The organism is Streptomyces sp. NPDC003011, from assembly GCF_053591515.1.
In genome coordinates this window covers 1-14,314 of record NZ_JBSFTY010000071.1, presented here as the reverse complement: position 1 = coordinate 14,314, position 14,314 = coordinate 1, and the positions used below count along the sequence as shown (strand labels likewise).

The window sequence follows — 14,314 nt, the reverse complement described above, 5'->3', positions numbered from 1 at the left end:
GAACCCCATGCCTGCGATCACTGTGGACGACGTACTGGTCCTGCCACGCCTGCCGGAGCTGGACCCGGCCGCCACCGTCTACCGGCCCGTCCACCGCCTGACCTCGGCTCAGCACGGCTTCGAGGGTGAGGGCTTCCCGGTGCGCCGTGCCTTCGCCGGCGTTTCGTTGCCCGACCTGGACCCCTTCGTGCACATGGACCACATGGGCATGATCGAGCTGGCGCCGGGCGAGGCCCAGGGCACCCCCTGGCATCCGCACCGCGGCTTCGAGACCGTCACCTACCTCATTGACGGCGCGCTGGAGCACCAGGACTCCAACGGCGGCGGCGGGCGGATCACGGACGGCGACACCCAGTGGATGACCGCCGGGGCCGGCGTCCTGCACATCGAGAAGCCGCCTGAGCACCTGGTCAGGAGCGGCGGGGTGTTCCACGGCGTGCAGCTGTGGGTCAACCTGCCCCGCGCCAAGAAGATGAGCCCGCCGCGCTACCAGGACATCCGCGGCAAGCACACCGGACTGCTCACCACCCCCGACGGCGGCGCTCTGATCCGCGTGATAGCCGGCGACATCGCCGGACACACCGGCCCGGGCGTCACCCACACCCCGATCACCCTCGCGCACCTCACCGTCGAACCCGGCGCCCAGGTCGACCTGCCCTGGAACCCCGCCTACAACACGCTGGTCTACGTCCTGGCCGGCCACGGAACGGCCGGCGGCGAGGCCCGCCCGATCCAGGAGGGCCAACTCGCCGCCTTCGGCGCGGGTGACGCACTGCGCCTGACCGCCCACCGCGTCCAGGAGTCCCGCTCCCCCAAGCTGGAGCTCTTCGTACTGGGCGGCCTTCCGCTTCGCGAACCCGTCGTCCAGTACGGCCCGTTCGTGATGAACACCCCCGAAGAGGTCCAGCAGGCCTTCGCGGACTACCAGGCGGGCCGCCTCGGCGTCATCCCCGCCCAACACCTCCCCCACACCTCCTGAATCACCGTTCAGCAGGCCACCGTCAGCAACACGATGAAGGACGGTGCGATCATCTACCCCTCGCGGACCGGCGGGGATACAAGGAGGACAAGTGACAGTCCAGGTCAACGACGTGCCCGAGGCACACCGTTACGAGGCACGAGTGGACGGGAGTCCCGATGTCGCGGGCTTCGCTCAGTACATCCGGACAGCGGAACTGATCGCGTTCGTCCACACGGAAGTGGCGCCGGAACACGAGGGCCAGGGCATCGGCTCCGCGCTGGCCCGGACCTCCCTCGACGAGGCACGCGCCGCAGGGCTGCGGGTGCTCGCCACCTGTCCCTTCTACGCGGGCTGGATCAGCCGTCACCCCGAGTACGCCGACCTGCTGTACCAGGCCCGGAGCAAGGTCAGTGACTGACTGAGCGCAGTGACGGTGAGAGAGGCCGGCATGAGCAGCACACCCCACAAGAGGGCTTACCAGGCGCCAGAGATCACCGTGACCTTCGAGGCGAGGCGCTGTCTGCACGCCGCCGAGTGCGTCGTCGGCCTGCCCGAGGTCTTCGACCTGGACAGACGTCCGTGGATCCTGCCGGAGGGCGCTCCGGCCGGCCGGCTGGCCGAAGTGGTACGCCGCTGCCCATCGGGAGCGCTGCGGTACGAACTGGCGGAGGGGGAGGCGGAGCGCCCTGACCGGCCCACCCGGATCTCCCGGACTCCCCTCGGCCAACTGGTCGTGCGAGGCGAGCTGTCGCTGGACACGGAGGACGGACCGAGCACCGAGACCAGGGCCGTGCTGTGCGGCTGCGCGCGCAGCCGGCTGCAGCCGTACTGCGACCACTCGGGCCCCTGCGGCCAGTGACACCCGCGGTGACCGGCGTCGGCGCTGTGGTGACGCCGGCGCCCGTCGACCGGGGAGATCGTGCGGCCCGCAGCACCGTCGGCAGCCGCTCCCGGGCCTCGTTCGTGTTCACGCGTTCCGAGCAGGCGGCCGGCGTGCCGGTCGACGATCCGCCCGAGCGTGCCGGGAGTTCACCACGCACGGCCTGTGGTGAGGTGGTCGTCGATGTGGGAGGTCAGCGGGAGGTCCGAAAGTTTCGGTGTCCTTGCGACGTGGTGCCTGGATACCCGCCGTCTGTACCGTCGAGCAGGCAAGTCATGGGCCGCAAGGCCATGGAAAGCGGACCTCTCAGGGTCCTCACAAGGGGTCGGAACATCACATGCGTTTTCGGGAACTCGGCCGCACCGGGCTGACCCTGTCCGAGATCGGCTACGGAGCCTGGGGCCTGGGCCAGGGGGCCTGGGTCGGCGCCGACGACGACTCCGGTGTGCGTGCCCTGCACCGCGCCATCGACCTGGGTGTCACCTTCATCGACACCGCCAGGGCGTACGACCGCAGCGAGCGCGTCGTCGGCCGTGCGCTCAGGGAGCTCCCGGGCGGGGGCGACGGCGTGCACGTGGCGACCAAGGTCGGGCCGAAGGTGCCGGTCTCGCTGGCTCCCAGCGGGCTCCATCCCGACGAGGTGTTCCCGGGCTCGCACCTTCGCGAGAGCCTGGAGACCAGCCTGCGCGAACTGGGCCGCGACCACGTCGACCTCCTTCAGCTGCACACCTGGGAAGACGAGTGGGCCGGTCGCGGCGACTGGCTGGAGACGATGGACGCCCTCAAGCAGGAGGGCAAGATCAGGTTCTTCGGGATCTCCGTCAAGGACCACCAGCCCGAGAACGTGCTCACGGTGCTGCGTACCGGTGTCCTGGACGCGGTCCAGGTCATCTACAACATCTTCGAGCAGGCCCCGGCCGACGCCCTGCTGCCTGCCTGCGCGGAGCACGGCGTGGGCGTGATCGGGCGGGTGGTACTCGACGAGGGGGCCCTGACGGGCTCGGTCCGCACGGGGGTCACCTTCCCGGAGGGCGACTGGCGCAACTGGTACTTCAGGGACGACCGGCCCGCCCAGGTCGAGAAGCGCGTGGACGCGCTGCTCGCCGACCTGGGGATCGGCGTCGAGGAACTGGCGTCCACCGCGCTGCGGTTCGCGCTCGCCGGTCAGGCGGTCTCCACAGTCATCGTCGGGATGCGGTCGCTGAGGAACGTGGAACGCAACACGGCGATCGCCGACGCGCCGCCGCTGACCAGCCAGGAGCTCGCGCTGCTGGCCAGGCACCGCTGGACGAAGAACTTCTACGGCTGATCCGTTCCCGTACGCGCGGCGACGGTCGTCGTGGACGTTCCGGCGGTACGTCTCGTGGTCGGGGTCGTCCGTGCGGCAGGCTTCCGGGTCTCCGGCAACGTGCGGCTTGACGTGCGGCTTGACGTAGGGCGTGTCGGAGACCGGATCGGCCACGGGCACGTCCGCCCGTCGGCGCTGTCGACCGGTTCCCCGCCGATCCCGTACTGGATGACGTGCGGCAGGTTCTCGATGGTCATCGTCGACCTGGCCGGGATCCACCCGTCCTGACCGGCGTGGCACGGGGCTGAGCACGCTTGCCGCCCATCACCGGTGCGGGAGCCGGCCGGATGTGCGCCTGTAGGGCGCCGGCCGGGTCGATGAAATCGCCGCCGTACCGGAAGCCGGCCTGGGAAAAGGCCTCCGCGAGGCCATGAACGGCGGGGTACGACCACCCGCTGTCGAAGCGCATCAACAGGCCCTTGGCCCGAGGGGCCAGCGTCAACCCCCAGCGGCCGCAAGAATTCCGCGGTTCAAGCACTTGCCGTACCGACAACCTCGTCATTAGTCTCCGCAGCAGCCATCGAAGCGCTTCGACAGCACGACAGCACGACAGCAGGCACAGCGATCGTGCCGACGCCCGCGCCCTCGACTGCATTGCCCGGGAGGTCCTGGCTCCTGCGATCAACTTCGGCGAGGCGGCCAGGCACCGCGCCCGCACCCGGTGAAGTCCACCCCGACGAAAAGGAATGGATGCATGTCAGGCCGACACCCGGCGGGCAGGACCGTCGCCAACCCCGTGATCCCCGGCTTCCACCCCGATCCCAGCGTCTGCCGCGTGGGCGACGACTACTACCTCGCGTGCTCCAGCTTCGAGTACTTCCCCGGCATACCGCTCTTCCACAGTCGCGATCTGGTGCACTGGACGCAGATCGGCAACGTCCTGGAACGGCCGGGCCAACTGAGCCTCCCCGCCGACGCTCCGGCCTCCGGCGGGATCTACGCGCCCACGTTGCGCCACCACGACGGCCGGTTCTGGCTGATCGTCACCAATGTCAGCGAAGGCGTCGGCAACGTGCTGTTCACCGCCACCGACCCGGCCGGGCCGTGGTCCGACCCGATCCGGCTGCCCGGCGTCCACGGCATCGACCCCGATCTCGCCTGGGACGAGGAGGGCACCTGCTGGTGCACGGTCGCCGGGGTCCACCAGGTGCGCATCGACCCGTACACCGGGGAGACATTCGGCCCGTCCGATCGGATCTGGTCCGGTACGCCCGGTGCGAAGGCCCCGGAGGCGCCCCACCTGTACCGGATCGGCGACTACTGGTACCTGCTCATCGCCGAGGGCGGCACCGAGCGCGGCCACGGCGTCTCGATCGCCCGCGGTCGCACACCCGCCGGCCCCTTCGAGCCGTGCCCGGCCAACCCGGTCCTGACGCACCGCGGCCTCGACCACCCCATTCAGAACACCGGCCACGCCGACCTGGTGCAGGCACCCGACGGTTCGTGGTGGATGGTGCTGCTCGGTGTGCGACCGGGCGGCGGCACCCCCGGCTGGCACGTGCTCGGCCGGGAGACCTTCCTGGCGCCGGTGACCTGGGTGGACGACTGGCCCGTGGTCGGCGACCTGTCACCTGAAATGGCCGCGCCGCCTTGGCCGCTCCGGCCGGGCCCTGCCGCCCCGCGCCGCGACGACTTCGGTCTCAGCGAACTGCAGCCGTGCTGGATCTCGCCGCGCGACCGCTCCGCCGAGCACTGCACGACGAAGGAGCGCGCCGGATGGCTGACCCTCCGCGCCCGCGGAAGCTCCCTGGACGACCTCGACGCCGTGTTCGTCGGCCGGCGCCAGCAGCATCTGTCGTGCCGGGTGCGCACACTCGTCGACCCCGCGGAGGGAAGTGGCGGCCTGGCGGTCCGGCTCGACGAGCAGCACCACTACGAGATCGAGGCGGGCTCAGCTGAGGTGCGGGTCATCGCCCGCGTCGGCCCGCTGCGCACCGTGGTGGCGTCCCGGCCGGTGCCCGCCGGGCCGTTGGTCCTCGGTGTCGACGTGACCGCGACGCAGACGCTCCATGACGCACGCTCCGGCCCCGACACCCTCTCCTTCGGTGTCGAGGAACCCGACGGCACGTTCACCGTGCTCGGCGCCCTGGACGGCCGGTACCTGTCCACCGAAGTGGCCGGCGGCTTCACCGGCCGGGTCATCGGCATGTACGCCGCGGCCGGCACCGTCCACTTCGACTGGTTCGACTACGAGCCGCTGGACCGCTGACGCACGGAACACCGATCCGCTCGGCAGTTCGATCAACGGAAGGGAATGGGACATGAAGGACATACGGCCACCCGCACCGGCCCGCAGACGTGGACCCGGACGAGTCGCGAGCCTCCTGCTGACCCTGCTCACCCTGCTCACCGCGGTGGGGCTCGCCACCGGCACCGCGTTCGCGGCCCCCCACGCGCAGGCCGCGCCCTCGGCCGGGGCAGCCACGGCCACCGCGGTCCCCGACAACGCCATGGACGCCGTCGCCGCGATGCAGCCCAGCTGGAACCTGGGCAACGCCCTGGACGCCATCCCCGACGAGACGTCCTGGGGCAACCCGGCGACCACCAAGGCGATGTTCGACACCGTCAAGGCCCAGGGCTTCCGCAGTGTCCGCATCCCCGTCACCTGGGGCAACCACCAGTCGACGACGGCGCCCTACACGATCGACCCGGCGTTCATGAGCCGGGTCAAGCAGGTGGTCGACTGGGCGCTGGCCGACGATCTCTACGTCGTGCTCAACGTGCATCACGACTCGTGGCAGTGGATCAACAAGATGCCCACCGACCACGACCAGGTGCTGGCCCGTTACCGCGCGACCTGGGACCAGATCGCCACCCAGTTCAGGGACTCCTCGCCGAAGCTGCTCTTCGAGAGCGTCAACGAGCCGGTCTTCGACAATGCCACCGACGCGCAGAAGGCCCAGCTGCTGGGCGAGCTGAACACCTCGTTCCACAGCATCGTGCGCCAGAAGGGCGGCGCGAACGCGACCCGCCTCCTCGTCCTGCCCACCCAGGTCTCGTCACCGGACACGCAGCAGGTCATGGACGAACTGGCCACCACCATCAGCTCGTTGAACGACCCCCACCTGGTCGCCACGGTGCATTACTACAGCTTCTGGCCGTTCAGCGTGAACATCGCCGGTTACACCACGTTCAACGCCGAGGTCCAGAAGTACCTGACGGACACCTTCGCCCGGATGCACGACACGTTCGTCGCGAAGGGCATCCCCGTCTACCTCGGTGAGTACGGCCTGCTCAGCTACCCCGACTACACCAAGCCCACCGACATCGTCGAGCGGGGCGAGGCACTGAAGTACTTCGAGGCGGTCGGTCACGCGGCGCGGGTCAACGGGGTCACCACCGCCCTGTGGGACCCCGGGACGTTCCTGAACCGCAACACGCTCCAGTGGCGGAACCCCGCCCTGTCCGCCCAGATCAAGTCCAGTTGGACCACCCGCTCGGGAACCGCCTCCTCGGACCGGGTCTTCGTACCGAAGTCCACTGCGATCACGGCGAAATCCCTCACCCTGAACCTGAACGGCACCACCTTCCAGGGGCTGTGGCAGGGCAACACCCGGCTCGTGGCCGGCCGGGACTACACGGTCTCGGGCAGCCGGCTCACCCTGACGGCGACCGCCCTCACCCGGCTGACCGGCAACCGCGCCTACGGGGTCAACGCGACGCTCCAGGCCAGGTTCTCCACCGGAGTCCCCTGGCAGATCGACGTGATCACCTACGACACGCCGGTGCTGGCGAACGCCACCGGAACGACCGCCTCCTTCGCCGTCCCGGCCCAGTTCCGGGGCGACGTGCTGGCGACCATGGAGGCCAAGTACGCGGACGGCACCAACGCCGGTCCCGCCGACTGGACGTCCTACCAGCAGTTCGACACCGCCTTCGTGCCGAACTACGGCGGCAACGCCATCACCCTCACCCCCGCGTTCCTCAACGCGCTCAGGGACGGCGCACCGGTGACGCTCACCTTCCACTTCTGGAGCGGCGCCACCGTGACGTACAAGGTGACCAAGTCGGGAAGCTCGGTGACGGGCACGGCCTCCTGACCGAGCGGTGACGGCACACGACAGGGGCGCCGGGATCCACCACTGGATCCCGGCGCCCCACGTCTGCTACAACTCCCGCACCTGGCAGGGCAGATCCGTGCCGGTCGCGGTCACCGTCACCGCCTCCCCGTCCCGCCGCACCCGGTACTCCGCCGCGGGCTGTCCCCCGTGGTCCGGCACCGTCACCGTGACGTCGGCGGCGTCCTCGGTCACGAGAAGCGTGAGGCCGTCGAGCCAGTCGCCGTCCGGGCGTCGGTCGTCCGCGCCCATCGGGATCACCGCACCCGGCCGGACGTAGAGCGGCAGACTGTCGAAGCCGTGGGTCTCGTGGCGCCAGACCGGGCCCTGGACGCGGTCGCCGGTCAGGAGGTGGGTCCACGTGCCCTCGGGGAGGTAGAACTCGACCTCGCCGTCGGCCGTGAAGACCGGTGCCACGAGCAGGTCGGGGCCGAGCATGTACTGGCGGTCGAGGGTGCGGCACGTCGGATCGTCGGGGAAGTCCAGCAGCATCGGCCGCATGACCGGGACACCCGTGCGGTGCGCCTCGACCGCGGTGCCGTACAGATACGGCATCAGGCGGTGCTTGAGCAGGGTGAACTGCCGTGCCACGTCGACCGCTTCGTCACCGAAGGCCCATGGCACCCGGTAGGAGACGTTGCCGTGCAGGCGGCTGTGGGAGGACAGCAGGCCGAAGGCGAGCCAGCGTTTGAAGACCGCCGGGTCGGGCGTGCCCTCGAAGCCGCCGATGTCGTGCGACCAGAAGCCGAAGCCGGACAGGGACAACGACAGGCCGCCGCGCAGGGATTCAGCCATCGCCGTGAACGACGCGAAGCAGTCACCGCCCCAGTGGACGGGGAACTGCTGGCCGCCGGCCGTCGCCGAGCGGGCGAAGACGAGGGCGTCGCCGGTGCCCCGCTCCTTCTCCAGCAGTTCGAAGACGGTGCGGTTGTAGAGCTGCGCGTAGTAGTTGTGCATGCGCTCCGGGTCGGAGCCGTCGTGCCAGACGACGTCGGTCGGCACCCGCTCCCCGAAATCGGTCTTGAAGCTGTCGACGCCCTGGTCCAGCAGGACGCGCAGCTTGCCCGCGTACCACTCGCGCGCGGCCGGGCAGGTGAAGTCGACGAGCGCCATGCCGGGCTGCCACAGATCCCACTGCCACACGTCGCCGTTCGGCCGCCGTACGAGGTGGCCCGCGGCCTCCGCCTCGGCGAACAGCGCCGACTTCTGGGCGATGTAGGGGTTGATCCACACGCTGATGCGCAGGCCCCGGTCCTTGAGGCGACGCAGCATGCCCACCGGGTCGGGAAAGACGTCGGGGTCCCAGTCGAAGTCCGTCCACTGGTACTCGCGCATCCAGAAGCAGTCGAAGTGGAAGACGGACAACGGGATGTCGCGCTCGTCCATGCCGTCGACGAACGACGTGACCGTCTCCTCGTCGTACTCCGTGCAGAAGGAGGTCGTCAGCCACAGGCCGAACGACCAGGCCGGCGGCAGGGCCGGGCGGCCGGTGAGCGCGGTGTAGCGGCGCAGCACCTCCTTCGGGGTGGGTCCGGCGACGACGTAGAACTCGACGGACTGGTCCTCGACGCTGAACTGGAGCCGGCCGACGGACTCCGAGCCGATCTCGTAGCTGACCTTTCCCGGGTGGTTGACGAGGACGCCGTAGCCGCGCGAGGAGAGGTGGAAGGGGATGTTCTTGTAGGCCTGTTCGCTGCTGGTGCCGCCGTCGGCCTGCCAGATGTCGACGCTCTGGCCGTTCTTGACGAACGGCGTGAAGCGTTCGCCGAGCCCGTAGATCTGCTCGCCGACACCGAGCGCGAGCTGCGCGACCATGTGGTGGGCGCCGTCGGGGGTGGTGGCGAAGGCGGTGCCCTTGCGTTCGACGGCCGTGAGGCAGCGTCCGGTCGTGGTGTCGTAGAACTCCAGGCCCCACTCCCCCGCCGCGTCGATCCGCACGCCGATCGGGCCGGTCGTCAGCTCGGTGACCGTGCCGTCGCTCGTCACACGGGCCCCGCTGCCGCCCTCGGTGGACAGCAGCTCGAAGTCGGGGCCGCGGTGGCGTCTTCCGGCGTGGTGGGTGAAGCGCACACCGATCACGCCCTCGGCGGGCGAGAAGCAGTCGATCGTGATGAGCGGCGTGTTGAGGGTGTCGCCCCTGTGCCGGACGTGCCGCACGGCGGCGTACGCGGTGAACCGGTCCTCGGCCGCCCGGACCTGGCGGACCTCGGTGGCGTACGAGGCCTGCACCCCTTCCCGCATCAGCCAGAAACCGTCGGTGAACTTCATGTGGTGGTCCCCCGTGGGATGCGAGGTGGGCCAGCCGCTTCATCGGCTGGCCCAGCGAGTCTTCGAAGCGCTTCGATGCTCCGTGGCGGTTCCCTGGGTGTCAAGAGGGACCAGGAAACCCGGGACGTTAATCCATGCGGTGACCTTGTGACATCCGAAACATTGCTCTTACGCTCGCTGGACGTCGAAGCGCTTCGACTGCGCAGGCAGTCCACGGTTCCCTCCGACGCGAAGGGAAACCGTCCATGCCCTCCGGGGTCGAGCCGGTCTGCCGGGGACTCGGTCACGGCCGCCTCACCCAGGGGAGGCCGCACGTCCCGGAAACACTGCTGCGTATGATGTGCAAGTGCATGACTATCGCATCAGAGCGGCGACGGCAGCGGACCTCGGCGAGGCGCGGGCCGTGATGCTCGACACCGTGTACCGCGACTTCCGCACCGGGTACGTGCCGCGCTGGCACGCGGACATCATCGACCCGGAGACGTTCTACGTCACACCGCCGCGGCACACCCTGCTGGTCGCCGTCGACGAGCGGGACGGGACGGTGGCCGCCACCGCCGCGCTGGACGCGCGCGGGCCGGCGCATCCGCCGAACCCCCGCTGGCTGGCCGAGAGGTACCCGTCGGGGGTGACCGCCCAGTTGCGTCGGGTGTACGTACGCCCTCAGCACCGGCGGCGCGGACTGGCCCGCCAACTGGTGGACGGACTGCTGGACTTCGCGAAGGCCGACGGCGGCTACCGGGCGGTGTACCTGCACACCTATCCGCACTCGCCCGGCGCGATGGGCCTGTGGCAGGCGCTCGGCAAAGTGGTGTGCGACGAGCGCACGGACGTGCCCGGCGGAGGCAGCGGCGTCGCCCACTTCGAGATCCCCATGGTTTAAACGACAATCATGTTCATGTAACTTGTGGGCGATGTCGGCCCGTGAAAGGCAAGAACGAAGACCATGAGATCTCCCCGCCGTCGGTTGACAGCCGGCCTGCTGCTCGCCCCGCTGCTCTCCGGCTGCTTCTCCTCGTCCGGCGACGAGGCGTCGTCCTCGGATGCGTCCGGCTCCGGCGGCGGCCGCCTGCGCGTGGCGCTGGCCTTCCCGCCGACGCAGAACTTCTCCCCGTACGGGAATGACGCCTTCCATCTGTCCCGGCTGGGCGTCGCGGAAGGGCTGACCCGGCTGGACGCCAACGGCACCGCGGTCCCCGCGCTCGCCGAGTCGTGGAGCACCGAGAAGGGCGGCCGGAGCTGGCTGTTCACGCTCAGGGACGCCAAGTTCCAGGACGGCGGCACAGTGACCGCGCAGGCCGTCGCCTCGGCCCTCACCCACGCCGCCGAGGCGGAGCCCGCGCCCGCTGCCCTGTCCGGGGTGAGGCTGACCGCCAAGGCGGCCGGCCCACGGCAGGTGCGGGTCAGTACCGGTGCGGCCGACCCGGTACTGCCGCTGCGGCTGTCCAACCCGAGTCTGGCGGTGTTCTCCCCGAAGGCGTACGGCAGGAAGGGCACCGCGGACCCGGTCGGTACCGCCACCGGTCCCTTCGAGCTGGCCAAGACCACCGGCGATACCGGGGCCACCCTGGAGCGGTTCGACGACTACTGGGGCGGTCGCGCCCAGGCGTCTGGCATCGACGCGAAGTTCATCGCCGACGGCACCGCCCGGGCCAACGCGCTGCGCACCGGAGCCACGGACATAGGCGAGGCCCTGCCCGTCGCGCAGGTCGCCTCCCTCGACAAGGGCACCGTCCACGAGACGAACACCGCACGCAACACCAGCCTGCACCTGAACACCGAGTCCGGCCCCTTCGCCGACCCGGAGCTGCGGGCCGCGGCGCGCGAGGCCATCAACACCTCCGTCATCGCCAAGGACGTCTACGAGGGATACGCCGAGCCCGCCCAGGGCATCTACGGCCCGGCGCTCACCTGGGCCGCCGGCAAGCGGACCGAGCCGGCCGGACGGGCGAAGGCCGCCGCCCCCGACGGCACGTCCATCACCCTGGCGACCTACAACAACCGGCCGGAGCTGCCCGAGGTGGCCCAAGTGCTGCAACAGCAGCTCGACAAGGCCGGCTTCGAGGTGAAGCTGGAGGTGCGCGACTACTCCCGGCTGGAGAGCGACGCGCTCGCCGGGAAGTTCGACGCCTTCGTTCTCTCCCGCAACATGATGCTCGACACCGGAGACCCCGTCTCCGTCCTCGCCTCCGACTTCACCTGCGAGGGCACGTTCAACCTGTCGCTGCTGTGCGACAAGAAGGTCGACGCGGCCGTCGCCAAGGCCCAGGCCCTCTCCGATACCGGCGCTCGGCAGGACGCCACCATGGCGGCGGAAGCCACGGTCCTCGGCACCGACGCGGTCGTTCCGCTCGTGCACCTGAAGGCCGTCACGGGGATCGGCACCTCGGTGCGGGGCACGCTGCTCGACCCGTACGAGCGTGCCTTCGTCGGCACCGGGACCCGGCGCTGACCGTATGCCCACCTCCCTGACCGGGGGCACCCAGGCCGCCCTGCGCCGCCTCGCGCGGGGCGGCGCCCCCACGCTGCTGTGGCGAGCCCTGCTCGCGGCCGCCCTGGTGTGCGGGATCGGCCTGCTGCCGTGGCTGTCCCGTACGGACCCCGCCCTGACCGTGCTCAAGGCCCGGTCGGCGGAACGCGATCCCACCCCCGAGGCGCTGCGGGCCATACGAGACGAACTCGGCCTGGACGACGGCCCGTCGCGGCTGCTCGGGCGGTGGCTGGGCGGGCTGCTGCGCGGTGACGCGGGTCAGTCGTGGATCTCCGGCAGCGACGTGCTGCCGTCCGCCGCGCAGGCCCTCGGCGTCTCCCTGATGCTGATGGGCGGGGCCCTCGCGGTCGCCGTCGCTACGGCCGCGGCGGTGTGCGCCCGCACGCTCTGGCTCGGCTCGCGGCGCCGGCTCGGTGAGCGCGCACCGGGCGGCACCGTGACGGCCGTGCTGGCCGCGCTGCCCGAGTTCCTCCTCGCCTCGGTGTCGGCCTCGGTGATCGGCGTGCAGCTCGGCTGGCTGCCCGCCCTGGGGTGGTACGGCCCGCAGTGGATGGTGCTGCCCTCGCTCGCCCTGGGCCTGCCGGCCGGGGCGGTGCTCGGGCGGATGCTGGACGACCTGCTGCCCTGCGCGTTCGCCGAGCCGTGGGCGCTGGCCGCCGCCGCACGCGGCGTCCCGCCCGGGTCCGTGGCCCGGCAGGCGCTGCGCCGCTGCGTGCCCGGACTGCTGCCCAACCTGGGACTGTTCGTGGTCGGTCTGACCGGCGGGTCGGTCGCGGTGGAGCAGATCTTCGACATCCCGGGCCTCGGCCGGCTCACACTGCGCGCCGCCCTCGCCCAGGACCTGCCCATGCTGCAGACCGGCACCCTCGCCCTGGTGCTGCTCGCGGCCGCCGCGGGGGTCCTGGCCCGGCTCACGGCCCGGTGGCTGATCGGTCCCGCGCTGCGCGACGGCGCCCTGCACTCCCTGCACCGGCCCACCCCGCCCGCACCGCGGACACTGCCCCTGCTGTACGGGGCGCTGCTCCTCGCCGTCATCGGCCTCGGCCTGCCCCGCGACCCGCTCGCCCTGAACACCGCCGCCCGGCTCCAAGCCCCGTCCGCGGCACACCCCTTCGGCACCGACGCGCTCGGCCGCGACATCCTCGCCCGCATCGCGCACGGCGCGCTCAACACCCTCGCCCTCGCCTTCGCGGTCAGCGTCGCCGCCCTCCTTCTCGGGGTGCTGCTGGGCCTGCTGTCCCGGCTGTCCGCGCCGCTCGTCGACACCGTCAACGCCGTACCGCCCGTCCTGGCCGCTCTGCTCGTCACCGGGATCGCGGGCAGCGGCCCGTGGACCCCCGCGCTCGCCGTGGCCGTCGTCGCCTGGTCCCCGCTGGCCACCCACACCTCGGCTCTCCTGCAACAGGAGCGCGCCACCACCCACCTGACCGCCACCAGAGCCCTGGGTGCCGGCCCCTGGTACCTGCTCACCCACGAGCTGCTCCCGGCCGTCGTGCCGCCCGTCACCCGCCACGCCCTGCTCCGGCTGCCCGGCATCGCCCTGTCGCTGGCCGCCCTCGGCTTCCTCGGGCTGGGCGCCCAGCCCCCGTCGCCCGAGTGGGGCCTGCTGCTCGCCGAGAACCAGCCCTACGCCGAACGCGCCCCCTGGGCGGTCCTCGCTCCGGCGGCCGTCCTCGCCCTGCTCGGGGCCCTGGCGGTTACGGCCGCGGACGGAACACGCCGGCCCCGGCTCCCGCGGCGGCTCCAGCGTTCCGCGGCATCACCGGCCGAGCGCCCGTGCCACCCCGTCGAGCGGGAACCGTCCGCGCGAGAGCCGCTCCCCACTCCCGTACTCACCTCCCCCACGGACACCCCATGACGGATCTCATCTCCCGCGCCCTGACCCGCCGAGCCACGCGGTCCCCGAAGTCCCCGAAGTCGCCGAAGTCGCCACGCGAAAGCACCTGGGAGACCTGGAAGGCCCTGTCACCTCTCCTGCGGCTCCTGATCGTCACCCAACTCGCCTTCAACATCGGCTTCTACGCCGTCCTGCCGTTCCTCGCCGAGCACCTCGGCACCGCGATCGGCATGGCGGGCTGGCTGGTCGGATTCGTCCTCGGCCTGCGCACCTTCAGCCAGCAGGGCCTGTTCGTGGTCGGCGGCTGGCTCGTCGACCGGTACGGCGTGCGCCCCATCGTTCTGGCGGGCTGCGTGCTGCGGATCGCCGGGTTCGTCTGGCTGGGGTACGCGCAGGCGACCTGGACCGTGATCGGCGCCGTGCTGGTGATCGGCTTCGCGGCCGCGCTGTTCTCCCCGGCGGTGGAGTCCG

At 71.1% G+C, this 14,314-nt stretch carries 12 protein-coding genes; 11 read left to right on the top strand and 1 reads right to left on the bottom strand.

The window, feature by feature from the left end; translation table 11 throughout:
- The first annotated feature begins 7 nt into the window (after positions 1-7).
- From ACWD0J_RS30400 to ACWD0J_RS30370, 7 genes are all read left to right on the top strand, one after another.
- Complete coding sequence (locus ACWD0J_RS30400) at positions 8-979, top strand: pirin family protein (RefSeq protein WP_451499048.1); 972 nt, start codon at positions 8-10, stop codon at positions 977-979.
- A 91-nt stretch (positions 980-1,070) separates the two neighbouring features.
- On the top strand, positions 1,071-1,379 hold the full coding sequence (locus tag ACWD0J_RS30395) for a GNAT family N-acetyltransferase (protein WP_451499047.1): 309 nt from the start codon (positions 1,071-1,073) through the stop codon (positions 1,377-1,379).
- 30 nt (positions 1,380-1,409) lie between these two features.
- The gene (locus tag ACWD0J_RS30390) at positions 1,410-1,820 is read left to right on the top strand and encodes a (4Fe-4S)-binding protein (protein ID WP_451499046.1); all 411 of its coding nucleotides are present in this window, start codon (positions 1,410-1,412) and stop codon (positions 1,818-1,820) included.
- 358 nt (positions 1,821-2,178) lie between these two features.
- The gene (locus tag ACWD0J_RS30385) at positions 2,179-3,150 is read left to right on the top strand and encodes an aldo/keto reductase (protein WP_451499045.1); all 972 of its coding nucleotides are present in this window, start codon (positions 2,179-2,181) and stop codon (positions 3,148-3,150) included.
- Positions 3,151-3,261: 111 nt separating this feature from the next.
- Positions 3,262-3,417, top strand: a complete 156-nt coding sequence (locus tag ACWD0J_RS30380; RefSeq protein ID WP_451499044.1) for a hypothetical protein — start codon at positions 3,262-3,264, stop codon at positions 3,415-3,417.
- Between the two features lie 466 nt (positions 3,418-3,883).
- Entirely contained in the window at positions 3,884-5,398 is a 1,515-nt protein-coding gene (locus tag ACWD0J_RS30375) for a glycoside hydrolase family 43 protein (protein WP_451499043.1), read from the top strand.
- Positions 5,399-5,450: 52 nt separating this feature from the next.
- Complete coding sequence (locus tag ACWD0J_RS30370) at positions 5,451-7,229, top strand: cellulase family glycosylhydrolase (RefSeq protein WP_451499042.1); 1,779 nt, start codon at positions 5,451-5,453, stop codon at positions 7,227-7,229.
- Positions 7,230-7,295: 66 nt separating this feature from the next.
- On the opposite strand, the gene yicI is transcribed toward ACWD0J_RS30370, so the two are convergent.
- Positions 7,296-9,515, bottom strand: a complete 2,220-nt coding sequence (gene yicI, locus ACWD0J_RS30365; protein WP_451499041.1) for an alpha-xylosidase — start codon at positions 9,513-9,515, stop codon at positions 7,296-7,298.
- Positions 9,516-9,861: 346 nt separating this feature from the next.
- Here yicI and ACWD0J_RS30360 point away from each other — a divergent pair, with 346 nt between their 5' ends.
- The 4 genes from ACWD0J_RS30360 to ACWD0J_RS30345 all read left to right on the top strand — a co-directional run.
- Positions 9,862-10,398 (top strand): GNAT family N-acetyltransferase, encoded by a 537-nt coding sequence (locus ACWD0J_RS30360; RefSeq protein WP_451499040.1) that lies wholly within the window; start codon positions 9,862-9,864, stop codon positions 10,396-10,398.
- Positions 10,399-10,461: 63 nt separating this feature from the next.
- Positions 10,462-11,967 (top strand): ABC transporter substrate-binding protein, encoded by a 1,506-nt coding sequence (locus tag ACWD0J_RS30355; RefSeq protein ID WP_451499039.1) that lies wholly within the window; start codon positions 10,462-10,464, stop codon positions 11,965-11,967.
- A gap of 4 nt (positions 11,968-11,971) precedes the next feature.
- Positions 11,972-13,864 (top strand): ABC transporter permease subunit, encoded by a 1,893-nt coding sequence (locus ACWD0J_RS30350; RefSeq protein WP_451499038.1) that lies wholly within the window; start codon positions 11,972-11,974, stop codon positions 13,862-13,864.
- The coding region (locus ACWD0J_RS30345) for an MFS transporter (RefSeq protein ID WP_451499037.1) at positions 13,861-14,314 on the top strand (454 nt) is incomplete at its 3' end. The genes ACWD0J_RS30350 and ACWD0J_RS30345, both read left to right, overlap by 4 nt.

Excerpts from the sequence above, each read along its gene's own strand:
- ACWD0J_RS30400 (WP_451499048.1), top strand. The coding sequence starts at position 8 with ATGCCTGCGATCACTGTGGACGACGTACTGGTCCTGCCACGCCTGCCG.
- ACWD0J_RS30390 (WP_451499046.1), top strand. The coding sequence starts at position 1,410 with ATGAGCAGCACACCCCACAAGAGGGCTTACCAGGCGCCAGAGATCACC.
- ACWD0J_RS30385 (WP_451499045.1), top strand. The coding sequence starts at position 2,179 with ATGCGTTTTCGGGAACTCGGCCGCACCGGGCTGACCCTGTCCGAGATC.
- ACWD0J_RS30375 (WP_451499043.1), top strand. The coding sequence starts at position 3,884 with ATGTCAGGCCGACACCCGGCGGGCAGGACCGTCGCCAACCCCGTGATC.
- ACWD0J_RS30370 (WP_451499042.1), top strand. The coding sequence starts at position 5,451 with ATGAAGGACATACGGCCACCCGCACCGGCCCGCAGACGTGGACCCGGA.
- yicI (WP_451499041.1), bottom strand. The coding sequence starts at position 9,515 with ATGAAGTTCACCGACGGTTTCTGGCTGATGCGGGAAGGGGTGCAGGCC.
- ACWD0J_RS30355 (WP_451499039.1), top strand. The coding sequence starts at position 10,462 with ATGAGATCTCCCCGCCGTCGGTTGACAGCCGGCCTGCTGCTCGCCCCG.
- ACWD0J_RS30350 (WP_451499038.1), top strand. The coding sequence starts at position 11,972 with ATGCCCACCTCCCTGACCGGGGGCACCCAGGCCGCCCTGCGCCGCCTC.